The sequence below is a fragment of the Micromonospora sp. NPDC023956 genome (assembly GCF_040639195.1).
Taxonomy (GTDB): Bacteria; Actinomycetota; Actinomycetes; order Mycobacteriales; family Micromonosporaceae; genus Micromonospora.
In genome coordinates, this window is sequence record NZ_JBEZZN010000007.1 from 296,451 (window position 1) to 321,506 (window position 25,056).

At 73.2% G+C, this 25,056-nt stretch carries 22 protein-coding genes; 12 read left to right on the forward strand and 10 right to left on the reverse strand.

The features are described from left to right. Nucleotides 1–40 precede the first annotated feature (40 nt). From cobC to cobA, 3 genes are all read left to right on the forward strand, one after another. Nucleotides 41–1,126: an Rv2231c family pyridoxal phosphate-dependent protein CobC gene (gene cobC / locus AB0F58_RS16730; RefSeq protein ID WP_357143167.1), complete on the forward strand. Its 1,086-nt coding sequence runs from the start codon at nucleotides 41–43 to the stop codon at nucleotides 1,124–1,126. Next, complete coding sequence (gene cobT / locus AB0F58_RS16735) at nucleotides 1,126–2,205, forward strand: nicotinate-nucleotide--dimethylbenzimidazole phosphoribosyltransferase (protein ID WP_357143169.1); 1,080 nt, start codon at nucleotides 1,126–1,128, stop codon at nucleotides 2,203–2,205. Before cobC ends, cobT begins: the two co-directional genes overlap by 1 nt. A 108-nt stretch (nucleotides 2,206–2,313) precedes the next feature. Next, nucleotides 2,314–3,537, forward strand: coding sequence for a uroporphyrinogen-III C-methyltransferase (cobA, locus tag AB0F58_RS16740; protein ID WP_357143170.1), 1,224 nt, complete (start codon nucleotides 2,314–2,316; stop codon nucleotides 3,535–3,537). Between the two features lie 109 nt (nucleotides 3,538–3,646). On the opposite strand, the gene AB0F58_RS16745 is transcribed toward cobA, so the two are convergent. The 3 genes from AB0F58_RS16745 to AB0F58_RS16755 all read right to left on the reverse strand — a co-directional run bounded on the left by AB0F58_RS16745 (nucleotide 3,647) and on the right by AB0F58_RS16755 (nucleotide 8,388). Next, a complete protein-coding gene (locus AB0F58_RS16745) occupies nucleotides 3,647–4,189 on the reverse strand; it encodes a M23 family metallopeptidase (RefSeq protein WP_357143172.1) in 543 nt (180 codons plus the stop codon). Between the two features lie 198 nt (nucleotides 4,190–4,387). Further along, nucleotides 4,388–6,991, reverse strand: coding sequence for a trehalose-phosphatase (gene otsB / locus AB0F58_RS16750; protein ID WP_357143174.1), 2,604 nt, complete (start codon nucleotides 6,989–6,991; stop codon nucleotides 4,388–4,390). Continuing rightward, nucleotides 6,988–8,388, reverse strand: coding sequence for a trehalose-6-phosphate synthase (locus AB0F58_RS16755; protein WP_357143176.1), 1,401 nt, complete (start codon nucleotides 8,386–8,388; stop codon nucleotides 6,988–6,990). Before AB0F58_RS16755 ends, otsB begins: the two co-directional genes overlap by 4 nt. 328 nt (nucleotides 8,389–8,716) lie before the next feature. Here AB0F58_RS16755 and ettA point away from each other — a divergent pair, with 328 nt between their 5' ends. From ettA to AB0F58_RS16775, 4 genes are all read left to right on the forward strand, one after another. Continuing rightward, entirely contained in the window at nucleotides 8,717–10,393 is a 1,677-nt protein-coding gene (gene ettA, locus AB0F58_RS16760) for an energy-dependent translational throttle protein EttA (protein ID WP_357143178.1), read from the forward strand. A 2-nt stretch (nucleotides 10,394–10,395) separates the two neighbouring features. Then, nucleotides 10,396–10,848 carry a thioesterase family protein gene (locus tag AB0F58_RS16765; RefSeq protein ID WP_357143180.1) on the forward strand — a complete coding sequence of 151 codons (453 nt, stop codon included), beginning with the start codon at nucleotides 10,396–10,398 and terminating at the stop codon, nucleotides 10,846–10,848. Beyond that, nucleotides 10,845–11,552: a hypothetical protein gene (locus AB0F58_RS16770; RefSeq protein ID WP_357143182.1), complete on the forward strand. Its 708-nt coding sequence runs from the start codon at nucleotides 10,845–10,847 to the stop codon at nucleotides 11,550–11,552. The genes AB0F58_RS16765 and AB0F58_RS16770 overlap by 4 nt, the downstream gene beginning before the upstream one ends. Nucleotides 11,553–11,683: 131 nt before the next feature. Further along, a complete protein-coding gene (locus AB0F58_RS16775; RefSeq protein WP_357143184.1) occupies nucleotides 11,684–12,274 on the forward strand; it encodes a YbjN domain-containing protein in 591 nt (196 codons plus the stop codon). Nucleotides 12,275–12,472: 198 nt separating this feature from the next. Here AB0F58_RS16775 and AB0F58_RS16780 read toward each other — a convergent pair whose 3' ends face one another. The 3 genes from AB0F58_RS16780 to AB0F58_RS16790 all read right to left on the reverse strand — a co-directional run bounded on the left by AB0F58_RS16780 (nucleotide 12,473) and on the right by AB0F58_RS16790 (nucleotide 15,624). Then, entirely contained in the window at nucleotides 12,473–12,892 is a 420-nt protein-coding gene (locus tag AB0F58_RS16780; protein WP_357143186.1) for a globin, read from the reverse strand. Between the two features lie 67 nt (nucleotides 12,893–12,959). Beyond that, complete coding sequence (locus AB0F58_RS16785; protein ID WP_357143188.1) at nucleotides 12,960–14,390, reverse strand: MFS transporter; 1,431 nt, start codon at nucleotides 14,388–14,390, stop codon at nucleotides 12,960–12,962. A gap of 256 nt (nucleotides 14,391–14,646) precedes the next feature. Next, nucleotides 14,647–15,624, reverse strand: a complete 978-nt coding sequence (locus tag AB0F58_RS16790; RefSeq protein ID WP_357143287.1) for a mechanosensitive ion channel family protein — start codon at nucleotides 15,622–15,624, stop codon at nucleotides 14,647–14,649. A 341-nt stretch (nucleotides 15,625–15,965) separates the two neighbouring features. Here AB0F58_RS16790 and AB0F58_RS16795 point away from each other — a divergent pair, with 341 nt between their 5' ends. Next, nucleotides 15,966–16,511, forward strand: coding sequence for an HNH endonuclease (locus AB0F58_RS16795; RefSeq protein WP_357143190.1), 546 nt, complete (start codon nucleotides 15,966–15,968; stop codon nucleotides 16,509–16,511). 124 nt (nucleotides 16,512–16,635) lie between these two features. On the opposite strand, the gene AB0F58_RS16800 is transcribed toward AB0F58_RS16795, so the two are convergent. The 3 genes from AB0F58_RS16800 to AB0F58_RS16810 all read right to left on the reverse strand — a co-directional run bounded on the left by AB0F58_RS16800 (nucleotide 16,636) and on the right by AB0F58_RS16810 (nucleotide 18,912). After that, nucleotides 16,636–17,415: a class F sortase gene (locus AB0F58_RS16800; RefSeq protein ID WP_357143289.1), complete on the reverse strand. Its 780-nt coding sequence runs from the start codon at nucleotides 17,413–17,415 to the stop codon at nucleotides 16,636–16,638. 271 nt (nucleotides 17,416–17,686) lie between these two features. Then, entirely contained in the window at nucleotides 17,687–18,217 is a 531-nt protein-coding gene (locus AB0F58_RS16805; RefSeq protein ID WP_357143291.1) for a hypothetical protein, read from the reverse strand. A 215-nt stretch (nucleotides 18,218–18,432) separates the two neighbouring features. Beyond that, complete coding sequence (locus tag AB0F58_RS16810) at nucleotides 18,433–18,912, reverse strand: Lrp/AsnC family transcriptional regulator (RefSeq protein WP_357143192.1); 480 nt, start codon at nucleotides 18,910–18,912, stop codon at nucleotides 18,433–18,435. A gap of 144 nt (nucleotides 18,913–19,056) precedes the next feature. Here AB0F58_RS16810 and AB0F58_RS16815 point away from each other — a divergent pair, with 144 nt between their 5' ends. The 4 genes from AB0F58_RS16815 to AB0F58_RS16830 all read left to right on the forward strand — a co-directional run bounded on the left by AB0F58_RS16815 (nucleotide 19,057) and on the right by AB0F58_RS16830 (nucleotide 22,283). Next, entirely contained in the window at nucleotides 19,057–19,956 is a 900-nt protein-coding gene (locus AB0F58_RS16815) for a tryptophan 2,3-dioxygenase family protein (protein ID WP_357143194.1), read from the forward strand. Nucleotides 19,957–20,062: 106 nt separating this feature from the next. After that, complete coding sequence (locus AB0F58_RS16820) at nucleotides 20,063–21,529, forward strand: amidase (RefSeq protein WP_357143196.1); 1,467 nt, start codon at nucleotides 20,063–20,065, stop codon at nucleotides 21,527–21,529. A gap of 72 nt (nucleotides 21,530–21,601) precedes the next feature. Next, on the forward strand, nucleotides 21,602–21,889 hold the full coding sequence (locus AB0F58_RS16825) for a hypothetical protein (RefSeq protein WP_357143293.1): 288 nt from the start codon (nucleotides 21,602–21,604) through the stop codon (nucleotides 21,887–21,889). Further along, nucleotides 21,876–22,283, forward strand: a complete 408-nt coding sequence (locus tag AB0F58_RS16830; protein ID WP_357143198.1) for a DUF5130 family protein — start codon at nucleotides 21,876–21,878, stop codon at nucleotides 22,281–22,283. Before AB0F58_RS16825 ends, AB0F58_RS16830 begins: the two co-directional genes overlap by 14 nt. Nucleotides 22,284–22,428: 145 nt before the next feature. Here AB0F58_RS16830 and pepN read toward each other — a convergent pair whose 3' ends face one another. Continuing rightward, nucleotides 22,429–24,978, reverse strand: coding sequence for an aminopeptidase N (gene pepN / locus AB0F58_RS16835; protein WP_357143200.1), 2,550 nt, complete (start codon nucleotides 24,976–24,978; stop codon nucleotides 22,429–22,431). Between the last annotated feature and the right edge of the window lie 78 nt (nucleotides 24,979–25,056).

Consider the following 25,056-nt stretch of genomic DNA (forward strand, 5'->3'; position numbering starts at 1 on the left):
CCGCTGTCCCGCGCGCCGGCTTCCCGGCAGGATCGCGGGCATGCGTGGTCAGCCGATCGGAGCGCCGTCGGGCGTCGTGCCGGAACCCGACCTCGGCCACCACGGTGACGTCGAGGTCGGTGCCGGCCTGGTCGACCTCGCGGTCAACGTCCGGCGGGCCCCGATGCCGCCCTGGCTGGCCGGACCGCTGGCCGCCACCCTGACGGACCTCGCCCGCTATCCCGACCCGGCCCCGGCGCGCGCGGCGGTCGCCGCCCGGCACCGCCGTTCCCCGGCGGAGGTGCTGCTCACCGCCGGGGCCGCCGAAGCCTTCGTGCTGATCGCGCAGGCCCTGCGCGGGATCCGCCGGCCGGTGGTGGTGCACCCGCAGTTCACCGAGCCGGAGGCCGCCCTCGTCGCCGCCGGTCACCGGGTGGAGCGGGTGCTGCTCGACGCGGCCGACGGGTTCCGGCTCGACCCGGCCCGGGTGCCCACCGACGCCGATCTGGTCATGGTCGGCAATCCCACCAACCCGACCTCCGTGCTGCATCCGGCCGCGACGATCGCCGCGCTGGCCCGGCCCGGTCGGGTCCTGGTGGTGGACGAGGCGTTCGCCGACACCACGGTCGCTCCCGGCGTGCCGGGTGAGCCGGAGTCGCTGGCCGGCCGACGCGACCTGCCCGGCCTGCTGGTGCTGCGCAGCCTCACCAAGACCTGGGGGCTGGCCGGGCTGCGGATCGGCTATCTGCTCGGCGAGACCGCCCTGGTGGACCGGCTGGCCCGGGTCCAGCCGCTCTGGGCCGTCTCCACCCCGGCGCTGGCCGCCGCGACCGCCTGCGCCGCGCCGGAGGCGGTCGCCGCGGAACGCGCCATCGCCGTGCGCCTCGCCGCCGACCGCGACCACCTGCTGACCCGCCTCGCCACCCTGCCCGGGGTACGCGTCGCGGGTCGCCCGGCCAGCGCGTTCGTCCTGGTGGAGATCCCCGGCGCGGACCGGATCCGGCTCGCCCTGCGGGACCGGGGCTGGGCGGTGCGTCGGGGCGACACCTTTCCCGGGCTGGGCCCGGACTGGCTGCGCGTGGCGGTCCGCGACCCCCGGACCACCGACGCGTTCACCGAGGTACTGGCGGAGATCCTGGAGGCGTGATGGTGGAGAGCACGATCGCGGGCATCGGCCCGCTCGACGAGGCGGCGATGGCCGCCGCCCGGGACCTCCAGGCCCGGCTGACCAAGCCGGCCGGTTCCCTGGGCACCCTGGAGGATCTTTCGGTACGCCTCGCCGGCCTGGCCGGCACCTGCCCGCCGCCGCTGCCCGAACCGGCCGCGGTGGCGATCTTCGCCGGGGACCACGGCGTGCACGCCCAGGGGGTCACCCCCTGGCCGCAGGAGGTCACCGCGCAGATGATCGGCAACTTCCTCGCCGGCGGGGCGGTGGTGAACGCCTTCGCCCGCCAGGCCGGTGCCACGGTCACCGTGGTCGACGTCGGCGTGGCCACCCCGCTGCCGCTCGCCAGCCCCGATCCGGCCGGCGGGCCCGAGGCCCCCCGGCTGGTGGCGGCGAAGGTCCGCCCCGGCACCCGGGACCTGACCGTCACCGCCGCACTGACCCGGGACGAGGCGCGGGCGGCGGTGGAGATCGGCATCCGGGTCGCCGAGGAGCTGATCGCGGCGGGGGCGGGCATCCTGCTCACCGGGGACATGGGCATCGCCAACACCACCCCGTCGGCCGCCCTGGTCGCCGCGTTCACCGGCGCCGACCCGGCCGAGACGACCGGCCGGGGCACCGGGGTGGACGACGAGACGTACCGGCGGAAGGTGGACGTGGTGCGGCGGGCGCTGCACCGGCACCGGCCGGACCCGGCCGACCCGCTCGGCGTGCTCGCCGCCGTCGGTGGTCTGGAGCACGCCGCACTGACCGGGCTGATCCTGGCCGCCGCGGCCCACCGGATCCCGGTGCTGCTGGACGGCGTGATCGCGGTCTCCGCCGCGCTCGCCGCCGCCGCCTTCGCGCCGGAGGCGGTGGGCGCGATGGTCGCCGGGCACCGGTCCGCCGAGCCGGGCGCCACCGTCGCCCTGCGCCACCTCGGGCTCGATCCCCTGATCGACCTGGGGCTGCGCCTCGGTGAGGGCACCGGCGCGTTGCTCGCCCTGCCGGTGGTGACCGGGGCGGCCCGGGTGCTGCACGAGGTGGCCACCTTCGACGCGGCGGGAGTGGCCGAGAAGTGAGCGAGAGAAGCGTCGGGCTCGTCGGCGGGGCGGCGGCGTGAGCGGGAGGACCACCGGATTCGGCGGCGTGGCGCGGACCGTCGCCGGTGAACGGTCTGGGGCGGCGGCGTGAGCGGGAATCCGTACCCGATGGGGTTGCGGCTGGTGGGGCGGCGGGTGGTCGTGGTGGGCGGCGGCACGGTCGCCACCCGCCGGGTGCCGGCGCTGCTGGACGCCGGTGCGGACGTCCTGCTGGTCGCTCCGGAACTCACCCCGGCGCTGCGTGCGCACGTCGACGCCGGCCGGCTGCACTGGGAACCGCGCCGCTTCGTCCCGGCCGACCTGAACGGGGCGTGGCTGGTCCACGTCGCGGTGGACGACCGGGCCGCCGCCGCGGCGGTCAGCGCCGTCGCGGCCGAACGCCGGATCTTCTGCGTCCGCGCCGACGACCGGTTCGCGGCCAGCGCCTGGACCCCGGCGGTGACCCGGCACGGTCCGGTGACCGTGGCCGTGCTCGGCGGCGGCGACCCGCACCGGTCCCGGGCGACCCGCGACGCCGTCCGCGCGCTGCTGGACGGTCCGGACAGCCCGCTGCGGTCGGACGCCGTGTTCGGGGCGCGGCGGCGGGCCGGGCAGGTGGCCCTGGTCGGGGCCGGGCCGGGCGACCCGGAGCTGATCACCCTGCGGGGCTGGCGGCTGCTCGCCGAGGCCGACGTGGTGGTCGCCGACCGGCTGGTGCCCGGACTGCTCCTCGACGAACTGCACCCGGACGTCGAACTGGTCGACGCCTCGAAGATCCCCTACGGGCCGTCCCGGGCCCAGGAGGAGATCAACCGGATCCTGGTGGAGCGGGCGTCGGGTGGCGCGTTCGTGGTCCGACTCAAGGGCGGTGACCCGTACGTCTTCGGCCGGGGCGGCGAGGAGGTGCTCGCCTGCGCGGCGGCCGGGGTGCCGGTGGTCGTGGTGCCCGGGGTGACCAGCTCGATCGCGGCCCCGTCGGTGGCCGGTATCCCGGTCACCCACCGGGGGGTGGCCCACGAGTTCACCGTGGTCTCCGGGCACCTCGCCCCGGAGCACCCGGAGTCCCGGGTGCACTGGTCGGCGCTGGCCGCGCTGCGCGGCACGCTGGTGATCCTGATGGGGCTGAAGAACCTGGCGGCGATCACCGCCACCCTGGTCGCGCACGGGCGGGCCCCGTCGACCCCGGCGGCCGTGGTGCAGGAGGGGACGACCGGCGGACAGCGGGTGCTCCGGTCGACGCTCGGCGCGGTGGCCGCCGACGTGGCCGCCGAAGGGCTCCGGCCGCCCGCTGTGGTGGTGGTCGGCGACGTGGTGGGCGCGCTCGACGGCTGAGGCGGCCGGCGTGGGCGGAGAAGGCGGCCGGCGGGGGCGGACAAGGCGACGGCCGGAGCGGACCCGCTCCGGCCGTCGGTGGTCGGCAGGCCGGGCCTACCAGCGGAGGTCAGGCGCGGTTGTTGACGCTCACCGGCCAGGAGCCGGTGGGCGGTGACCAGCCCTGGAGGGTGGCCGGGATGCCCACCCGGGTGTTGCAGTTGATGACCTGGAAGTGCAGGTGCGCCCCGGTGGCGTTGCCGGTGGCGCCGGACGAGCCGATGACCCGGCCCTGCGGGACCCAGTCGCCGGTGTTGTAGATCGCCTGGTTCAGGTGGATGTAGTGGGTGCACTGGCCGTTCGAGTGCCGGATTATCACCTCGATGCCGTTGCCCGGGTAGACCGACCAGTCGGAGACGAGAATGGTGCCGGCCTGCGCGGCGGAAACCTCGTACCAGGCCGGAAGCCCGAAGTCCCAGGCGTACTCGTTGTACGGGCCGACGTGCGAGTAGGTGCCCTCCGGCCCCTGGGTCACCCGGTAGGACTCACCCGCCGGGTAGGGCAGCTCGTAGTAGTAGTCCACCGCCGAGGCCGGACTGGGTCCGGCGACCACGACACTGGCGACCACCAGCACCGTACTCAGCGCCGCGCCCGCCCCGCGCAAGGCTCTCATCACTTTGCCCACGACCGTGTCTCCGTCCTGAAAAGTGCGCAGCCATATCGCTTATGGTCAATATTTATTGATACAAGCAGAACGTGCTGGGAGTGTCAATCGATCGTGGTGGCTGCCGAGCGGGGAGCGGAGGGCAACTGCCGCCGTACACGCGACAGCGCCCGGAGGCGGGGCCTCCGGGCGCTGTCGTACGTCAGCTCAGACCTTGAGCATGTTGTCCAGCAGCAGAGCACAGCGGATCAGCCCGAGGTGGCTGTACGCCTGCGGGTGGTTGCCCAGCCCGCGCTCGGCGAGCGGGTCGTACTGCTCGGGGAGCAGGCCGGTCGGCCCCGCCGTGTCGATCATCTGGTGGAACAGCTCCTCCGCGTCGGTACGCCGACCGGTGCGCAGGTACGCCTCGATCAGCCAGGCCGTGCAGATGTGGAAGCCGCCCTCCCGGCCGGGCAGACCGTCGTCCCAGTGGTACCGGTAGACCACCGGTCCGCTGCGCAGGTCTGCCTCGATCTTCAGCACGGTGGAGAGGAAGCGCGGGTCGTCGCCGGGGAGCAGCCCGGACAGGCCGATCCAGAGCGACGAGGCGTCCATGTCCTCGTCCCCGTACGCCACGCTGTACGCCTCGACACCGGAGTGCCAGCCGTGCTCCAGCACGTTCGCGCCGATCCGCTCGCGCAGCTCCACCCACTCCGGCCGGTCGCCGTCGCCGTGCTGCCGCACCACGTGCAGTGCCCGGTCGACGGTCATCCAGCACATCACCTTCGAGAAGATGTGGTGGCGCGGTGGGAGGCGGGCCTCCCAGATGCCGTGGTCGGGTTCGTGCCAGCGGCGGCGGACCGCCTCGACCATGTTCTCCAGCACCCGCCACTCGGTCTCGCGCACCGAGCCCCGGGCGTCGGCCACTCCCGCGATGAGGTCGGCGATCGGGCCGAACACGTCCAGCTGGAGCTGGTGGTTGGCGAGGTTGCCGACCCGGACCGGCCGGGAGCCGGCGTAGCCGGGGAGGGTGTCGATGACCGCTTCGGCGCCCAGCTCGTAACCGTCGACGGTGTAGAGCGGGTGCAGCCGCTCCGGGTGTCCGCCGGTGCGCTCGACGCAGCCGTCCACCCAGCGCAGCAGCCCCTCGGCCTCCGCCAGCGAGCCGAGGTCGACCAGCACCCGCGCGGTCATCGCCGCGTCCCGGAGCCAGCAGTACCGGTAGTCCCAGTTGCGGACGCCGCCCAGCTCCTCGGGGAGCGAGGTGGTCGCCGCCGCGAGGATCGAGCCGGTCGCCTCGTGGCAGAGCCCCCGCAGCGTCAGCGCGCTGCGGGCGACCAGGTCACGGGCGGTCTGCGGCAGCCGCAGCGAGGACACCCACTCCTTCCACGGCTGCTCGGCGGTGGCCTGCCGCTCGTGCACCGGGACCCGGTGGTGCTCCAGGCTGTGCGTGCCGAAGCGCAGCTCGCAGGTGACCTGCCCACCGGCGGCGGAGAGGTCGACCACCGCCTTGGCGGTCTCGTACCCGCCGTCGTTGGTCACCTGCCACCGTACGCCGGGGGAGTAGAGCGACACCGGCTCGTTGGAGCCGAGCACCAGCAGCCCGTCGCCGAGCGGCTGGAGCTGGATGGCCACCTGACCGAACTCGGGGCGCGGCGCGAACTCCAGCCGCACCCGGCCGGAGCCGGTGAGCACCCGGATCAGGGTGGAGTCGCCGGACATCACGGTCGAACCGCTCGGCGCGTCGTCCCGGGACGGCAGGTCGAGCCAGTCGGTCACGGTCAGCCCGGACCAACGGGTCTCCACCGTCATGGTGCCGTTGCGGTAACGCTGCCCCAGCGGGATGCCGCCCCGCTCGGGGGCGACGCTGAAGTGCCCGGCCGGGCTGCCGCCGACCAGGTCGGCGAAGATGGCCGCCGAGTCCGGCTTCGGGTGGCAGAGCCACGTGACCTTGGCTTCCGGGGTGAGCAGCGCGACCGTCCGCCCGTTGGCGAGCATCGAGTGCCGCTCGATCGGCACCGCCCGCTCGCCGAAGAGCCAGTGTCGCCGGGTGTCCAGCAGCAGCGCCAGCGCCCGCGCGGCCTCGATCGGCTCGGCGACCCGGAAGTGCGCCTTCGTGTCGCCCGGCCCGATCTTGATGCCGACGTCGGGGCCGTGCAGGTTGCCGAAGGCGTTCTCGTCGGTGACGTCGTCGCCGATGAAGAGCACCGCACTCGCGGAGAGCTGGGTACGGAGCTGGTCGACGGCGGTGCCCTTGTGGGTGGCGACCACCGACAGCTCGATGACCTCCTTGCCCTGGGTGACCGTGACCCCGTCCCAGGTGGCCGGACCGCTGCGGACCGCCTCGATGGCGTTGGCCGCGACCTGCGGCGGCACCCCCCGGGTGTGCACCGCGACGCTGGCCGGCTTGCGCTCCAGCCGGACGCCCGGGTGGGCGGCGGCGATCTCCCGCAGCTCGTTGCGCAGGCGGGTGCGGACGGCGATCAGCTCGGGGCTGAGCCGCTCGACGAAACCGATGTCGAACTCGGAGCCGTGGCTGCCGACGAGGTGCACCTCGCTGGGCAGCCGGGACAGGGCGGCCAGGTCGCGCAGCGCGCGTCCGGAGACCACCGCGACGCTGGTCTGCGGCAACGCGGCGAGCGCCCGGACGGCAGCCACCGACTCGTGCAGCGGTACCGCCTTGCTCGGGTCCTCGACGATCGGCGCCAGCGTGCCGTCGTAGTCGCAGGCGACCAGGAGCTGCGGCACCCGGGCGATCCGGCCGATCGCCGCCCGCAGTTCGGGGTCGATGACCTCGTGGGTCGGCGTGGACTCGATGACGCTCGTGTTCACGCCGCCTCCACGCCGGGTGTGCCGAGTTCGCTGAGGAACGACCGGGCCCAGTGGCCCACGTCGTGGGTCCGCAGGTGTCGTTGCATGATTCGCATGCGGCGGCGGGCCTCCGTCCGCTCCACGTGCACAGCCTTCAGCAGGGCTTCCTTGACCGCCTCCGGGTCGTGCGGGTTACACAGAAACGCCTGGCGCAGCTCGGTCGCCGCACCGGCGAACTCACTGAGCACGAGCGCGCCGCCCTGGTCGGCGCGCGATGCCACGTACTCCTTGGCCACCAAATTCATTCCGTCTCGCAGCGGGGTCACCATCATCACGTCCGCCGCAACATACATCGCGGCGAGCTCACTGCGAGAGTACGACTGGTGGAGGTAGTGGACCGCCGGCACGCCGACCCGTCCGTACTCGCCGTTGATCCGGCCGACCTCGCGCTCGACCTTCACTCTCAGTGCCTGGTAGTGCTCGACCCGCTCGCGGCTCGGGGTGGCCACCTGGACCATGACGGCGTCCGGAACTGTCAGCTTTCCGTCAGAAAGCAGCTCCCGGAAGGCCTTGAGGCGTAGCTCGATGCCCTTGGTGTAGTCCAGCCGGTCCACGCCCAGGATGATCGTCTTCGGATTGCCCAGTTCCTCCCGGATCTGCTTGGCGCGCGCCTGGATGGCCGGGTCGGCGGCGAGCCGTTCCATCTCCCGGACGTCGATGGAGATCGGGAAGGCGCCCGCCTTCACCTGGCGTCCGTCGACCTGGATCATCTGCCCCTCGTAGCGCAGCCCGAGCAGGTGCCGGGCCAGGCGGACGAAGTTCTGCGCGGCCAGCCGCTGCTGGAAGCCGACCAGGTCCGCCCCGAGCAGGCCGCGCAGCACCTCGGCGCGCAGCGGCATCTGCATGAACAGCTCGATCGGCGGGAACGGGATGTGCAGGAAGAAGCCGATCCGCAGGTCGGGGCGGAGTTCGCGGAGCATCGCCGGGACCAGCTGGAGCTGGTAGTCCTGCACCCAGACCGTCGCGCCCTCCGCCGCCACCTCCGCCGCGGCCTCCGCGAACCGGGCGTTGACCAGCCGGTACGCGTCCCGCCAGCGGCGCTTGTACGCCGGGGTCTCCACCGCGTCGTGGTAGAGCGGCCAGATCGTCGCGTTCGACTGCCCCTCGTAGTAGCGCTCCAGCTCGTCCGCGCTCAACGGCACCGGGTGCAGCCGGATGCCCTCCAGGTCGAACGGCTCCGGGGCGGCGCCGGTGCCGCCCGCCCAGCCGACCCAGGTGCCCTGGTGCTCGGCGAGGACCGGGTGCAGCGCGGTGACGAGACCGCCCGGACTACGGCGCCACTGCCGTCCCTCCGGAGTGCTCACCTCGTCGACCGGTAGACGGTTCGCCACAACGACAAAGGAGCTACGGACGGTCACGATCGGCCACCTCCGGTAAACGACGGGTCCACCGCACGAGCGTACTGAGCGTATCTGCGGTGTCTGGGGCCCCGTGCGGCAGTTACTTCCCCGGCCGACGGCGGCCGAACCTGGACGTGATCTGCCCGACGTCCCCTTGACGGGTCGGCGGTGACCAGGGAAGGCGGCGACAGCGCCGGGGGCGGGGTGATGTGGGCGGAGCGCGGCGTACCTGTCAGGATTGAGGATGGCGTGCGTGCGCCCGGCCGACGGCCGGCGGCACCCGGGCGGTCCGGTCCGCCCTTCGCTCGCCGGCTCCCAATCGCAACGTACGGAGGTAGCCCGCACCGTGGCTCAGTACATCTACGTCCTGGAGAAGGCCCGCAAGGCGCACGGCGACAAGGTCGTGCTCGACAACGTGACGCTGAGCTTCCTGCCGGGTGCCAAGATCGGTGTGGTCGGCCCGAACGGCGCGGGCAAGTCCAGCCTCCTCAAGATCATGGCGGGGCTGGACCGCCCGAGCAACGGCGAGGCCCGACTGATGCCCGGCTTCACCGTTGGCCTGCTCGCCCAGGAGCCCCCGCTCAACGAGGCCAAGACGGTCCTCGGCAACGTCGAGGAGGCGGTCGCCGAGACCAAGGCGAAGCTGGAGCGGTTCAACAAGATCGCCGAGCAGATGGCGACCGACTACTCCGACGAGCTGATGGAGGAGATGGGCAAGCTCCAGGAGGAGCTGGACCACGCCGACGCCTGGGACATCGACTCCAAGCTCGAACTGGCGATGGACGCGCTGCGCTGCCCGGCGCCGGACGCCGACGTCACCCAGCTCTCCGGGGGCGAGCGCCGCCGGGTGGCACTCTGCAAGCTGCTGCTGGAGGCCCCCGACCTGCTCCTGCTCGACGAGCCCACCAACCACCTGGACGCGGAGAGCGTGCAGTGGCTGGAGCAGCACCTCGCCAAGTACGCCGGGACCGTCCTGGCGATCACCCACGACCGGTACTTCCTCGACAACGTGGCCGGCTGGATCCTCGAGCTGGACCGGGGACGGGCCGTCGGGTACGAGGGCAACTACTCCACGTACCTGGAGAAGAAGGCCGCCCGCCTCTCCGTCGAGGGTCGCCGCGACGCCAAGATGAAGAAGCGCCTCTCCGAGGAACTGGAGTGGGTCCGCTCCAACGCCAAGGCCCGGCAGACCAAGTCCAAGGCCCGGCTCGACCGGTACGACGAGATGGCCGCCGAGGCGGAGAAGACCCGCAAGCTGGACTTCGAGGAGATCCAGATCCCGCCGGGCCCGCGCCTGGGCAACACGGTCATCGAGGCGAACAAGCTCACCAAGGGCTTCGGCGACCGGGTGCTGATCGACAACCTCTCCTTCTCGCTGCCGCGCAACGGCATCGTCGGCATCATCGGCCCGAACGGCGTCGGCAAGACCACCCTGTTCAAGACGATCGTCGGGTTGGAGCAGCCGACCGACGGCGCGGTCCGGGTCGGCGAGACGGTCTCCCTGTCGTACGTCGACCAGAACCGGCAGGGCCTCGCCGGCGACAAGACCGTCTGGGAGGTGGTCTCCGACGGACTGGATCACCTGATGGTCGGCAAGGTCGAGATGCCGTCCCGGGCGTACATCGCGGCCTTCGGCTTCAAGGGGCCGGACCAGCAGAAGCCGACCAAGGTGCTCTCCGGCGGCGAGCGCAACCGGCTCAACCTGGCGCTGACCCTCAAGATCGGCGGCAACGTCATCCTGCTCGACGAGCCGACCAACGACCTGGACGTGGAGACCCTCTCCAGCCTGGAGAACGCGTTGCTGGAGTTCCCCGGCTGCGCCGTGGTCATCTCCCACGACCGGATGTTCCTGGACCGGGTCGCCACGCACATCCTGGCCTGGGAGGGCGACGAGGAGGATCCGGCCAAGTGGTTCTGGTTCGAGGGCAACTTCGAGGCGTACGAGAAGAACAAGATCGACCGGCTCGGAGCGGAGGCGGCCCGGCCGCACCGGGTGACCTACCGCAAGCTGACCCGCGACTGAGCATGAGCGACCGCTTCGTCTACCACTGCACGCTGCGCTGGTCCGACCTGGACGCGTACGGGCACGTCAACAACGCCCGCTTCCTCACCCTGTACGAGGAGGCGCGGGTGGCGTTGATGTTCTCCGGCGGCCGGGCGTGGGGGGTCGGCTCGTTCGCCGAGGGCGTGGTGATCGCCCGGCACGAGATCGACTACGTCCGCCCGGTCGACTACGCGCTCGCTCGGGCCACCGCGGAGGCGGCACCGACCGTGCGGATCGAACTCTGGGTGGAGGAGATCCGCCGGGCGGCCTTCACCATCGCCTACGAGCTGTACGACGGTGACGTGCTGGCCAGCCGGGCCCGGTCGGTGCTGGTCCCGTACGACCTGGCGGAGAAGCGGCTGCGGCGGCTCAGCGACGCCGAGCGGACCTTCCTGGAGAACTACGCGCTGCCACCCGTGCGGGAGCCGGCGTGACCGGCGCCCCGGTGGCCGGTCGGCCCGCGTCCGCCCGACCGGGCGGGCACGGGCTGGCCGGCGTCGCCGACGCGGGCGCCTTCCTGGCCCGGCTGGTCCGCTTCGACCCGGCGGCGGTGGTCCGGCTCCGGCCGGTCGACCGGTCCGGCCGGACGGTGCTCTGGGCCCGGCTGCCCTGGGGGGTGCTGGTCTGCCGGACGGTCGCCGGCCCGGGGCCGGGCGACGCCACGGTGGCCGCCGCCGACCTCTTGGCCGAGCTGGGCCGGGCCGGGACGGCCCTGCCGGCGCGGCGGGACACGCAGTGGCGCTGGCCGCTGCCGTCGGCGGCCGGCCGGGTGGTGGAGACGATCCCCGCCGCCGAGCTGCGCCGGGTGGCCGACGCGGCGGCCGGCACCCTGCGCGCCGCCGCGACACACGGGGTGGCGGGGCGGGCGGTCGGGCAGCGCGTGGTCCGCGACGCCCTGCTGGACCACGTCGCGGTGGTGGTGACCGGCGAGGCGGGGGAGCGGGTCGAGGTGAGTCAGCGACTGGTGCAGGGGGTGGTCCGGATGGGCTTCCTCGGGCCGGCAGGGGCCGCCGCCGAGGGGGTGCAGGTGCGCCTGGCCAACCGTTGGACCGGTCTGGCCGCGCCGTACGGAGTGGCATGGTCGCAGAACGTGGCAGACCTTGCCATAAAGCCACAGGGTGATCACCCGAACGGATGACCCCTATTCCTTCTTCCGTCCCGGGGCTGGCGTTGGGGGGATGCTTCACGCCGGCTGTCCGGGTACCGTCCATCCTCGGATCCAACGCACGGTAGGCGTCCGGATCCGCTGGGGAGTGAGGTGCGCGAGTGATGCCGTGGTGGTCATGGCGCCCCGGCCACGCCAGTGGTGGCGAGCCGGACAGTCGAAGTGGGATCACAATGGAGGGCAGCGTCCGGGTCGGACCACCGGCACCGCGCGAGCCGGGAGACGACTGTCTCGCCGCGGCCGCGGACCGGTCGGTGCGCAAGGAGATGTCGGCCGACGTCGGCCCGGTGACCCTCGGTCGGGTCTGCGACGCGCTCGACCTGTTGGACGTCCGCTACCTGGCGGACGGTGACGGCAACCTGCTGGCCATGTGGGAACGGCACGCGGTGCTGGTCACCCTGGAAGGGCCGGAGGACGAGATCCTGGTCATGCGGGCCCGTCCACACGCGACCGTTCCGCCGGACTGGGCCGACCGGGCCTACCGGGTGGTCAACGAGTGGAACCACACGCGGCGGTTCTGCAAGGCGTACATCGGCGACCCGACCGAGCGGGGACAGCTGCCGATCTACGCCGAACTCCAGGTGCCGCTGGGCGCCGGGACGCACGACGCGCTCCTGGTCGAGCTGCTCGACTGTGGTGCGGCGGTGGCGACGAACTTCGTCGACTGGCTGCACGACGAGGGTGCCCTGCTCTGAGGGGCCCAGGACGGCGTCGCCGTCCGGGGGAATGAGGACGGCGTCGCCGGTCGGGACTCCCGGCCGGCCGCCGCCGGTTCCGTCCGCCCCGGGCGTTCCGCTCCCGGGCCCGCCCCGGGCGTCCTGCTCAGTGGGCAGGCGGGACAGGCCCCGTGGGCCCGGCCAGCGTACGGCCGGGTCCTCCGTCACGTCGACCGGTCAGCGTACGGCCGGGTCGTCCATCACGTTGACCATGAAGTACGCCGCCCGCTCCAGGTAGTCCCAGAGCACCGTGGCCACGTCCGGCGGCAGTTCCAGGGAGTCGACCGCCCGACGCATGTGCCGCAGCCAGGCGTCCCGCTCGGCGGGCCCGATCCGGAACGGGGCGTGCCGCATCCGCAGCCGCGGGTGGCCGCGCTGGGCGGAGTAGGTGTTCGGCCCGCCCCAGTACTGCATGAGGAAGAGGGTCATCCGGTCCGCGGCCGGGGCCAGGTCCTCCTCCGGGTACATCGGGCGCAGCAACGGGTCCTCGGCGATCCCGGCGTAGAACTCGTCGACCAGCCGGCGGAAGGTCGGCTCACCCCCGACCGCCTCGAAGAGGGTCAGGTCATTGCGGTCGGCGTCACCTGCGGCACTCACCGTTCCATCCTGCCAGGTGCCGTCGGACCCGGCGGGTACGGCCGCCCGCGTGCGGGTGCGGGCTCCGTCACAGCGTGGCGGTGCCGCCCGCCGTCGCCCGCCGTCCGGTCACCGGGTTCTCGTCACCGGCCTGCTCGCCGGTCGACGCGACACCGAGCCCGGTCGCCGGGGCGGGGGCGGCGTCGTCGGAGCCCGCCGACGGCTCGACGTGTGCCCGCCCGCCGGGCGCCGCCGCCGCAGCGATGGCGGCGTCGAAGGTGGCGGCGGTCGGCCAGCGGGCCACCACCACCAGCATCAGGAGCACGCCGGCCGCGCTCCACACGCCGACCACCCCGGGAATGGAGAACCGCTCGGCGAGCAGCCCGGTGACGATCACCGCGAAGCCCTGGATCACCTGCATGCCGGTCGCCATCACGCCGAACGCCCGAGCCCGGTAGCCGTCGGGCAGGGCCCGGACGAAGAGCCCGTTGGCGACCGGCAGCAGCCCGGCCACCGAGAAGCCGCAGACCGCGACGAGCAGCGCCACCACGCCCGGCGGTGGGTCGAACAGGGCCGGCACCAGCACCAGGGGAGCCAGCACCGCGAACGGCCGGATCAGGGCCACCCGGCGGGCCGGCCGGACGGCCCGCCCGATGATCAGACCGCCGAGGATGAAGCCGACCGGGGCGGCAGCCATGATCACGGCCTGGCTGGCGGCGGCGTCCACGCCCGCACCGGAGCGCTCGCCCGCCCAGGCCCCGGCCAACCCCTCGGGGACGATGGAGAAGAGCATCGAACTGAACACCAGTACGGCGATCGACCGCAGCACCGGGGTCCCGAAGACGATCCGGAAACCCGCCGCGGTCTCCCGCAGCAGGGAGGCGCCCGGCTCGGCGGTGGCCATCCGGGGGTGGTCGTGGACCCCGAACCGCACGATCAACGCGGACGCGCCGAAGCTGGCCGCGTTGACCAGCAGCGCGGCCGTGGGGCTGGCGGTGGCGATCGCGGCACCGACCAGGTACCCGGTCACCTGGGCGGCCTGGCCGACGCTGCTGTTGAGGGAGAGACCGACCACCAGCCGGTCGCCGCTGAGGATCACCGGCATGAGCGCGGAGCGGGCGGCCTGGCTCGGCGGATTGGCCAGCGTGGTGGCGAAGAGGAGGCCGAGGATCGCCCACACCGGCAGGTTCGGCACGGCGACCAGCGCGACCAGCGCCATCCGGAGCAGGTCGGAGTTGACCATCACGGACCGGTACCGGCACCGGTCGGCCACCGTGGAGAGCAGCGGGCCGCCGATCAGCCACGGCAGGTAACTGACCGCGAACGCCGCCGCCGACAGGGCCACCGAGTCGGTCTCCCGGTAGACCAGGACGGTCACCGCGGCCTTCGCGATGTAGTCGCCGATCCAGGAGAGGGTGGTGGCGGTGAGGACCGCTCGGTACTCGCGCTGGGCGAACACTTCACCGAAGGTGGCCGGACCTTCGTGGAGGGTTCGCTCGTCGGACACCGTGGCCTCCATCGTTCCCGACGGCGCCACTCGTGGTGGCCGGGCCGGGAATCGTCGTCAGATCAACGGAGCAGCGAGGACGTGATCACGCTCCGGAGGAGCTCGTTCCCGGATTCTGCCCGATCGTCTGAATGCTGGCTAGGGTGAACGGATTGATCGTCGCATCTCCGACTGAACGAACGGACGATACCCGAGGGGCCGGGCGGACCGCGACCCCTCCGTGGTCGGCCCCCTCGACGCTGGCCGGTCGACCGGAACGAGCCGCAGGTCAGGCGGGGGTGGCTGGTCCGCCGGTGGGGATGCCCGGATAGAAGCGGGCCGCGGCGATCTTGGCGGTGATGCCGGAGTTCTCCAGGGACTCGGCCAGCCGTCGGCGCAGTTCCCGAGCGACCGCGAACTGCCCGTCCGCGCTGGTCTTGACGACCGTACGGATCACCGCGCCGTCGATGGTCACCTGCTCCACGCCGAGCACCTCCGGCGGCTCGACGATCTGCGGGGCCAGGTCCGGGTCGAACGCCAGCGAGGCCGCCGCGGTCCGCAGCACCGCGGTCGCCTCCTCGGTGCTGGCGAAGCCGATCGGCAGGTCGACCACGACCAGCGCCCAGCCCTGGCTCTTGTTGCCGACCCGGATGATCTCGCCGTTGCGGATGTACCAGAGCACCCCCCGGGCGTCGCGGACGGTGGTGACCCGTAGACCCACCGACTCGACCACCCCGGTCGCCTCGCCCACGTCCACCGTGTCGCCCACGCCGTACTGGTCCTCCAGCAGCATGAACAGCCCGGCGATCAGGTCCTTGACCAGGCTCTGCGCGCCGAAGCCCAGGGCCACGCCCGCGATGCCGGCGCTGGCCAGCAGGGGAGCCAGGTCGAAGCTGAACTCCTTCAGGACCATCAGCAGGGCGATGCCGAAGACGAACGCGGTGACCATGCTGCTCAGCACCGACCCGATCGCCTCGGCCCGCTGCCGGCGCCGCTCGGGCACGAACTCCCCGTTCGCGGTGGCCGCCGTCGGGATCCGCTCCCGCAGCGGTTTCAGCAGGGTCGGCACCGCGGCGTCCGTGGTGCTCCGGACCAGTCGTTTGATCGCCCGGTGCAGCAGGAACCGGGCGGCGACGGCGAGCAGCAGGATCAGCGCGATCCGCAGCGGCTTGAGCAGGATCCAGTAGCTGCCCTCGGCGAACCAGGTGGAGCCGGTCAGGTCGTAGACGTTCTTGCAGAGCGCGTCGGCGAGGCAGTCGGGGCTCAGCTCCGGCTTCGGGGTGTCCGTGGCCGGTGGCGTCGGTGGGGCAGCAGTCACGTCTGTCTTCGTACCGCACGCTGCGCCAGGGGCGCAGGCCACCCCGCCCCTCGACCGCGTCGGCCGGTCGTCCGGCGGCGTTGATCAACGGATGCGAAACCGGCCATCCTCGCACAGTCGAGAAAAGCTTCACCGGGGACCCCGGATTAGTGCGTGCAATCCCGGGTCCGATCAGGGACGATTGGCGCACGGAACGTCGGTGATCCTTCCGGCGTCGACCGCGGCTGGGCTCGTGCTGCCCGCGGTCGGCCGCGAGGACGCGACGCGGCTGGACCGGGAGGGTGAGCACGATGCCTGACATACGACCCGCAATGGGCTCCGGCGCGTTGGTCCTCAACGCCACCTACGAGCCGTTGTGTGTCGTGTCGGTGCGTCGCGCCGCGATCCTGGTGCTCACGGCCAAGGCCGTCTGCGTGGCCGACGGCGACGGCGTTCTGCACAGCGCCTTCGACGCGGTGCCCGTCCCCTCGGTGGTCCGGCTGACCCGGTTCGTCCGGGTGCCGTACCGCACCCACGTGGGGCTCTCCCGCCGGGCGATCTTCGCCCGGGACGGGTGGCGGTGCGCCTACTGCCGGGGGCCCGCCGAGACCATCGACCACGTCTTCCCGCGTAGCCGGGGCGGCCGGCACGCCTGGGAGAACGTGGTCGCCGCGTGCGCCCGCTGCAACCACACCAAGGGCGACAAGACCCCGGCGGAGATGGGCTGGCGGCTGCACAGCCTGCCGGCGCCCCCCAAGGGCACGGCCTGGCGGGTGCTCGGCCACCGCGCGCCCGACCCGCGCTGGGCGGACTGGCTGGACCTGCGGGAGAGCGAGCCGATCGCCGAGGCGGCCTGACCCCCGCCCCTTCCCGAGTCGGTCACGCCGGCGCCGGGCGGCCCCGGCTGGTGCCGGCGTCGCCCGTGCCCGGCGACCGTACGTCGTCCGACCGGCTTCCGGGGCCGGGTGGCCGGCGGGATGGTCAGGGCCGCCGCGCCCGGACCAGTGAGGCGAAGACCACGACGTTGTCGGCGTAGCCGGTCGCGCCGCCCACCCAGCGGCCACCACAGGTGATCAGGCGCAGGTTCGGGCGGTCGAAGTCGCCGAAGACCTCGTCCACCGGCAGTCGTTCCTTGTCGAACCGCTCCACCGCGTGCACCTCGAAGACCGCCACCGACCGGTCGGCCCGGTCGACCTCGATCCGGTCGCCGGAGCGCAGTCGCTTCAGGTCGTGGAAGACCGCCGGCCCGGTCGAGGTGTCCACGTGACCGACGATCACCGCCGGGCCGTACTGCCCCGGGGTCGGACCCTGGTCGTACCAGGCGGCCTCGTGGGCGCGCTTGTCGTCCGGCACGCCGATCGTCCCGTCGGCGGCGAGCCCGACGTGGTGGACGGGCGCACGCAGGTCCAGCGCCCGGATCTCGATCTCCACCGGCGGGCTCGCCGGCAGCACCGGGAACGCCCGGGGCGGCGGACGCAGGCCGGCACCGAGCCGGTCCGGCAGCAGGCTGGTCCCGGTGACCTGCTCGACCCCGAGCATCGCCATGATCGACACCATCAGCGTGGCGACCACCAGCACCGGGGCTCCCGGACCCGAGCGCACCGCCCGTCCACCCGCCCAACGCCGGGCGGGCGTCGCCCGTCGCGGGGCGACCGGGTGCCGCCGGGCAACCGGGTCGAGGACCAGCAGACCCGCCCGGCTCGCCTCGACCGCCACCCTCCGCAGTCGGTGTAGTCCACCGCGCAGGCCCCGGCCGAGCAGGACGCCCGCCCGGTCGAGGACGGAAGCGCCGTACCGGAGCAGGAGGCCGTCGTGTCGCAGTCCGCGCCCGACGAGGACGAGCACGGACCAGACGGCGCCGACCAGCCCGACCACGCCGTGACCGAGCAGCGCGAACGGCCTTGCCGGGGTACGCCGTCGCCGTGCGGCGGGTCCGCGGGGCCCGAGGGCGCGAGCGGGGTCCGACCGCCGGGTCGCCCGGCGGCCCCGGCGCGGGTCGCGCTGGCGTGAGCCGGCCATGGCGTACCCCCGGTCAGGGACTCCCGGGCCGTCGGCGGCTGCCGAACAGGCCCAGCCCGGCCACGACGGCGGCGGTGACCAGGCCACCGGCGAGCAGCAGCGACCCCATTCCCCGGCCGCCGGCGGTCCCCCCGCCGCCGGTCGCCGGCCCCTTGCTCGGCTGGCTCATGTTCAACACCGTCAGCACGGTGCTCGCCCGGTTGCCGTTCGGGCAGCGCAACTCCACCGGGTAGTCGCCCGGAGCGGTGCCGGGCGGAACGGTCACCGCGCCGGTGAGGAAGCCGCTGTCGGCGCGGTTCGCGTCGGGCGCGTCGCTGTTCGGGGCGTTCCCGCCCCATCGCTGGTCGTGCGGGCGGAGCACCACCCGGCCGAAGGCGTCCGAGGTCACCTCCGCCTGGCGGTCGTTGTTCCGGTCGCAGCTTGCCCGGAGGTCCACCCGGCTGCCCGCCTGGACGGTGCTCGGCCGGACCTCGACGAAGACGTTCTCCCCCGCGTAGGCGGGGGTCCGCGCGGCCAGGACGAAGACCCCGACCAGCGCGATCATCACCAGCGCCGTCCGGACGGCGCGACCGGGTCCGTGACCCCGCATGATCCTCCCCTTCCCGGCACCGGTGGTGCGCTGGGCGACCCGCCCTGCATTCCCGCTGCCCCGGAGGCAAACCCGGCCCTACCGTCACCCCGTGCCCCGTGCGGTCCGGTGCGGGGTCGACTGCCCGGCGGCCGGCTGCGTCCCGGTCGGCGACGACCGGCCGGAGCGGTTCAGCGGCGTCGGCCGGGCGGCTCCGGCCGGTCGGCCGACGCCGAGGCGAGCGGGGTGACCGGCTGCCAGCCCAGCGGGGTGGAGAGGACCATGGTGCTGGACGGCTGGCCGTACGGGGCGAGACGGTCGATCACGGCCTCGAACTCGTCGATCGAGCCGGCGGAGACCTTGAGCATGCTGCACGCGTCCCCGGTGATCCGGTGGATCTCCAGGATCTCCGGCCAGTCGGCGACCGTCGGGTCGTGCAGGATGCACCGGGGGCCGTAGCAGGACATCCTGATCAGGGCGAGGACGCTGCGTCCGGCGCGGGCGAGGTCCACGTGGGCGTGGTAGCCGGTGATCACGCCGGACTCCTCCAACCGGCGTACCCGTTCGGCCACCGCCGGTGGGGAGAGGTGGACCCGGCGGGAGAGCTCGCTGAACGACAGGCGCGCGTCGGCCTGCAACTCCCGCAGCAGCGCCCAGTCCATGTCGTCCATGCTGAACCTTCCTTTCCCCAAGTGGTTAGAGGATTTCACCTTCGCCCCGACAGGTGGTGCACGGCAAGGACCGTGGTTCCGGCATTCCATCAGACGTTCCAACCGCGAGATCATGAGATGACCGGCTCACGGAGGGAGACACAGGTGGAAAACACGGACCTGCGGGCGCCCACCCTGACCGCGGTGCGCCCGCTGACCCCGCGGCAGCGCGCGGCACAGGCGGCCCGCAACGGTGGCAGTCCGACGCTCGAGTTCACCGAGCGCGTGCCGTACGACGCGTACGTGCACGCCAGCACGCTGCACACGCTGCAACAGCCGCTCAGCGACGATCCGGGCGAGATGTCCTTCCTGATGGTCAGTCAGATCATGGAGTTGTACTTCGGGTTGACCTGCCACGAACTGCGGGAGGCCCAGCGGTTGCTGCGCGCCGACCGGATCACCGACGCGCTGGCCCCGCTGCGCCGTACCGCCCTGCACCTGGAGGGGCTCAACGCCGCCTGGAAGAGCCTGCGCTGGATGACCCCGGCCGACTTCAACCGGTTCCGCGACCTGCTCGGCGAGGGCTCCGGGTTCCAGTCGGCGAAGTACCGGGAGCTGGAGTTCCTGCTCGGGCTCCGCAACGCGGCCCTGATCCGCCCGTTCAAGCGGCAGACCGAGGTGTACGCGCAGCTGTGCTCCGCGCTGGACGAGCCGAGCCTGTGGGACGACGTGATCGCCCTGCTCGCCCGACACGGCTTCGACCTGCCGGCCGACCTGCTCGACCGGGACGTGACCGTCGAACACGAGTCGCACCCGCTGGTCGAGTCGGCCTGGGTGCACGTCTACGCCGACGCCGGGCACGACAACCACCTCCGGCTGCTCGGCGAGGCGCTCACCACGGTCGCCGAGGAGTTCGGCGACTGGCGGTACCAGCACCTCAAGGCGGTGCAGCGCGCCATGGGCGCCAAGGTGGGCAGCGGCGGCTCGGCCGGCCTGTCCTGGCTGCGCCGCAGCATGGAACGGGTGGTCTTCCCGGAACTCTGGTCGTCCCGCACCGCCATGTGAGCACTCCCGCGCTCCGTCACCATTCACCTCACCCGGCCGCGCCGACCCCGAGGGGCGAGGCGTGCCGTGGTCGACGTGGGGGTGGCGGGCGGGGCAGGATGGCGGTATGGCCGAGCCACACGACCTGAACGCGTTGGAGCAGGCCGCGGCGGTCGCCCGGGGCGACGTCTCCAGCGTCGAGCTGGTCGCGCACCACCTCGCCCGGGTGGCGGCGCTGGGCGACACCGTCGGGGCGTTCGTCACCGTCACCCCGGAGGAGGCCCGCCGGGCGGCCCGCGCCGCCGACGCGGTGCCGGCCGCCGAGCGGGGGCCGCTGCACGGGGTACCGACGGCGGTGAAGGACCTGACCCTCACCGCCGGGGTGCGGACCACGTTCGGCTCGGCCGCCTTCGCCGACTTCGTGCCCACCGTCGACGCCGACGTGGTGCGGCACCTGCGGGACGCCGGCCTGGTCAGCCTCGGCAAGACCACCACCTCGGAGCTGGGCTGCTCGCTCTACTCCGAGGGGCTGGTCGCACCGCCGGCCCGGAACCCGTGGGACCTGGCGTGCACGGCGGGCGGGTCGTCCGGTGGCGCGGCGGCCGCGGTCGCCGCCGGGCTGGTGCCGGTCGCCCAGGGCTCCGACGGGGGTGGCTCGGTGCGGATCCCGGCCGCCCTGTGCGGCCTGGTCGGGCACAAGCCGAGCCGGGGCCTGGTCTCCGGCGGTCCACTCGGCTCCGGCGCGTTCGGCCTGCCCACCAACGGCGCGATCGGCCGGACCGTCGCCGACGTCGCCGCGCTGCTGGACGTCCTGGCCGTACCGGTGCCGGGGGAGCCCTACCTGCCACCTCCGCCACCGCCCGGCGGTCACCTGGCCGTGGTCCGTCGGGCCGCGCCCGGCCGGCTGCGGGTGGGCCGGTTCACCCGCCCGATGCTCGTCGACGGGCCGGTCCACCCGGACTGCGTGGCCGCCGTCGACCGGGCCGCCGCGCTGCTCGCCGGGGCCGGGCACGAGGTGGTCGAGGTGGACCCGCCGTTCGGGCCGGAGTCGTGGCCACTGTTCGAGACCGTCTGGACCGTCCTGGCGCTCGCGCCGGTGGCGCCGGGGCGGGAGTCCGACCTGCTGCCGTTGACGCGGTTCCTGCGCGAGCGGGGCGCGCGGGTGAGTGTCGCCGCCCTGACCGCCACCCTCGCCGAACTGCAGGCCCTGGTCCGCCTCGCCGCCCGCCGGACCACCGGGTTCGACCTGTTGCTCTGCCCGACCCTGGCCACCCCGCAGGCCCCGATCGGCTGGTTCCACTCCGGTGTCGACCCCGCGGAGGACTTCGACCGGCAGCGGCGGTTCTCGCCGTACTGCGCGGTTTTCAACCTGACCGGCCAGCCGTCCGTGTCGCTGCCGGTCGGCCGCACCGCCGGGGGCCTCCCGGTGGGTGTCTTGCTCACCGGTCGGTACGGCGACGACGCCCGGCTGTTGGCCGCTGCCGCCGAGGTCGAACGGGCCGACGGCGGGTGGGATCATCGCCACCCCGCGATATGGCGGGCCGTCGACTCCGCTAACGTGAACAGCAGCGGGGTCGGAGGGGCGACGCCATGACGCCCGATCCGGCCCGGTGGATCTGGTCACTCTTTCCGCCTGGGGGCGTTGGGATTGTCTGTTACCGAGACGTTGCTGGTCTTCGTCGGCATCCCGGCGGCGGCGACGCTGGTGATCGCCGGGTTGGCCCTCGCCAGTAGTGGTCGAGGCGGCCGTGGTGGCGCCAAGCGCTACCGGCCGGGCCGGCCCTTCGACTTCACGCCGGTCTGGTTCCTCGGCCGGCCCGAGCAGCTGGCCGACTCGGCCGGCACGGCCCTGGCCGCGGGCGCACAGGCCCCGGCGCTGAGCAGCCGTAAGCAGGAACAGGCCGGCATCGAGGCGCCGGCCGGGGCAACCGGAGGCGCAAGTGACCGTTGGTGAGAAGCAGATCGAGGCGGGCACCCCGCCCGAGGTGCTGGACGGCCCCTTCACCACCCGGCAGCTGCTCCGCATCGACGAGGCCCTGCGCCTGGCCGACCAGGGCACCGGGCTGGTCTTCTCGGTCTTCGTCGGTGCGCTCGACGAGCCGGTCCGCGAGCACGCCGAGCGGCTGCACCGGCAGCTCGCCGAGCCGGACCGGTCGATCCTGATCGCCGTGTCGCCCAACCAGCGCCGGCTGGAGGTCGTCACCGGCAAGCAGGCCCGCAAGCGCATCCCGGACACCTACGCCAAGCTCGCCGCGCTCTCCATGGTCGCGGCCTTCGGCGGCGGTGACCTGGCCGGCGGGATCATCAACGGCCTCGACCAGCTCGCCTCGCACGCCGGCAAGGGCTGACCCACCCGGTACGACGACACCCGGCCCGCCGCTCGGCGGACCGGGTGTCGGTGTCTGCGGGTCCGGTGACCCAGCGGGGCCGGGTGTGCGGATCGAGGGGCGGGCGCGGGTCGTCCCCGCGCCCGCCCCTTCCGGTCGGTGCCGGTCAGGCGCTGCGAATGTCCCGTGCCCGCGCCTTCAGGGCCCGGACCACACCGTCGCGTCCCTCGGCCACCAGGCGGCGCAGCGGCGCCGGGTGCCCCTCGCCGGCCAGCCAGGCGTCGGTCGCGGCCACCGTGTCCTCCGCGACCAGGTAGGCCGGGTACGCCAGCTGGGTGAACTCCTGCGCCGGCTCGCTGTCCCGGTTGGCCCAGACCTGGGCCACGGTGGCGAAGTACCGCTCCCGGTACGGCTCGGTCAGCTCCACCTGCGCCGGGTGCGCGAGGCCCTGCAACAGGGCCCGGTGGCGCCAGTTCGGCAGCGCCTCCGCGCCGGTGAGCTGGGCCCAGACCGCGGCCTTGTTCTCCGGCGTCGGCACCAGCGCGTGCGCGTACGCCGCCTCCCGCTCGCCGCTGGCGGTCTTGTCGCGCGCCAGCTCGGCGTCGATCTCGGGGGCACCGGCGCGGCCGTTGGCGACCAGCGACTGGAGCAGCGACCAGCGCAGCTCGGTGTCGATGGTGAGCCCGGCCGGCACGTTCGACCCGTCCAGCCAGCCGCGCAGGGTGGCCAGGTCCTCGGCGGAACGGGCCGCCGAGACGTACGCGCGTGCCCAGGCGAGCTGGAAGCCGCTGCCCGGCTCGGCGGCCTGCATCGCCGTCTTCGCGGTACGGGCCAGCTCCGCCCAGCCGGTCGGGGCCCACGCCGGGTCGGCGTAGAAGACCAGCGTGCTGGCCGCCTGGCGCAGCGTCGCGGTGACCAGGTTGATGTCCGTCTCGGCGGGCAGCCCGGCGAGCGCCAGCGCGACGTAGTCCCGGGCGGCGAGTTCGGCGTCCCGGACCATGTCCCAGGCGGCCGTCCAGCACAGGGCTCGGGCCAGCGACGACTCGAACCCGGCGATGTGCTGCACCACGGTGGACATGGACCGATCGTCGAGGCGGAGCTTGGCGTAGGTGAGGTCGTCGTCGTTGAGCAGCAGTACGTCGGCGGCGGGCTTGCCGTGCAGCGCGGTGAGTTCGGTCCGCTCGCCGGTCACGTCGACCTCGATCCGGTCCCGGCGCACCAGCCGGCCGTCGGTCAGGTCGTAGAGGCCGACCCCGATCCGGTGGGTCCGCAGGGTCGGGTGTTCGGCCGGGGCGTCCTGGTGCACCACCACCCGCTCGTAGCTGCCGTCGGCGCCGATGGCGACCTCGGGGCGCAGGGTGTTGACCTGGGCGGTCTCCAGCCACTGCGCGGCGAACTTGCGCAGTTCGCGGCCGGAGGCCGACTCCAACTCGGAGAGCAGGTCGTCGAAGGTGGCGTTGCCCCAGGCGTGCTTGCCGAAGTAGCTGCGCAGACCGGCCAGGAACGGCTCCATCCCGACGTACGCGACGAGCTGCTTGAGCACGCTCGCGCCCTTGGCGTACGTGATGCCGTCGAAGTTGACCTCGACCGACTCCAGGTCCGGCATCTCGCAGTAGACCGGGTGGGTGGAGGAGAGCTGGTCCTGGCGGTAGCCCCAGTTCTTGCGGACGGAGAGGAAGGTCGTCCAGGCGTCGGTGAACCGGGTGGCGTGGGTGTTGCACCAGTGGCTTGCCCACTCGGCGAACGACTCGTTCAGCCACAGGTCGTTCCACCAGCGCATGGTGACCAGGTCGCCGAACCACATGTGCGCCATCTCGTGCAGGATCGTGTTGGCGCGCTGCTCGTACTCGAAGTCGGTGACCTGGGAGCGGAAGATGTAGTGCGACTCGGCGTGCGTGACACAGCCGAAGTTCTCCATCGCCCCGGCGTTGAAGTCGGGCACCCAGAGCTGGTCGTACTTCGGCAGCGGGTACCGCACGCCGAACTGCTCGTGGAAGAAGTCGAAGCCCTGCTTGGTGACGAGGAGGAGGTCGTCGGCGTCGAGGTACTGGGCCATCGACGCCCGGACGAAGAGGCCCAGGTCGATGCCGTCGTGGCTGTCCCGCACCTCGTGGTACGGGCCGGCGCAGAGCGCGGTGATGTAGGTGCTCATCCGGGCCGACTCCACGAAGTGGACGGTCTTGCACCCCTCGGCGGCCGGCTCCTCCCGCTCGACCGGCATGTTGGAGACCACCCGCCAGTGCTCCGGGACGGTGGCGTGCCAGGTGTAGAGGCTCTTCAGGTCGGGCTGGTCGAAGCAGGCGAAGACGCGCTGCGCGTCGGCCGTCTCGAACTGGCTGTAGAGGTACGTCTCACCGTCGACCGGGTCGACCGTGCGGTGCAGGCCCTGCCCGCTCGTCGAGTACGCGAAGTCGGCGTTCACCACGAGGGTGTTCTCGGCCGCCAGTCCGGGCAGGGCCAGCCCCTTCTCGGCGGACCAGCCGTCGGTGTCCAGCGGCGTGCCGTTGAGCGTCGCCGACCGTACCGCCTCGGCCGCCACCTCGATGAAGGTGCTGGCGCCCGGTTCGCTGCACCGGAACCGGACCTCGGTGACCGAGTTGAACGTGTGTCCGTCGGCCGGCTGGACCGCCGACGACAGGTCGAGCGTGATGTCGTACCCGGTCACGTCGAGTAGGCGGGCCCGCTCGGTCGCCTCGACCTGCGTCAGGTTGCGCACTCCCGGCACTGTTTGTCTCCATCCCACTGTCAACGGCGTCCCTGCCAGCTTGCCGGCCCGGTGGCCGGGCCGACAGCG

What these genes read in the sequence shown, in the direction of transcription:
- cobC (WP_357143167.1), top strand. Translation starts at nt 41, where the DNA reads ATGCGTGGTCAGCCGATCGGAGCGCCGTCGGGCGTCGTGCCGGAACCC.
- cobT (WP_357143169.1), top strand. Translation starts at nt 1,126, where the DNA reads ATGGTGGAGAGCACGATCGCGGGCATCGGCCCGCTCGACGAGGCGGCG.
- AB0F58_RS16745 (WP_357143172.1), bottom strand. Translation starts at nt 4,189, where the DNA reads ATGAGAGCCTTGCGCGGGGCGGGCGCGGCGCTGAGTACGGTGCTGGTG.
- AB0F58_RS16765 (WP_357143180.1), top strand. Translation starts at nt 10,396, where the DNA reads ATGAGCGACCGCTTCGTCTACCACTGCACGCTGCGCTGGTCCGACCTG.
- AB0F58_RS16775 (WP_357143184.1), top strand. Translation starts at nt 11,684, where the DNA reads ATGCCGTGGTGGTCATGGCGCCCCGGCCACGCCAGTGGTGGCGAGCCG.
- AB0F58_RS16785 (WP_357143188.1), bottom strand. Translation starts at nt 14,390, where the DNA reads ATGGAGGCCACGGTGTCCGACGAGCGAACCCTCCACGAAGGTCCGGCC.
- AB0F58_RS16795 (WP_357143190.1), top strand. Translation starts at nt 15,966, where the DNA reads ATGCCTGACATACGACCCGCAATGGGCTCCGGCGCGTTGGTCCTCAAC.
- AB0F58_RS16805 (WP_357143291.1), bottom strand. Translation starts at nt 18,217, where the DNA reads ATGATCGCGCTGGTCGGGGTCTTCGTCCTGGCCGCGCGGACCCCCGCC.
- AB0F58_RS16810 (WP_357143192.1), bottom strand. Translation starts at nt 18,912, where the DNA reads ATGGACGACATGGACTGGGCGCTGCTGCGGGAGTTGCAGGCCGACGCG.
- AB0F58_RS16820 (WP_357143196.1), top strand. Translation starts at nt 20,063, where the DNA reads ATGGCCGAGCCACACGACCTGAACGCGTTGGAGCAGGCCGCGGCGGTC.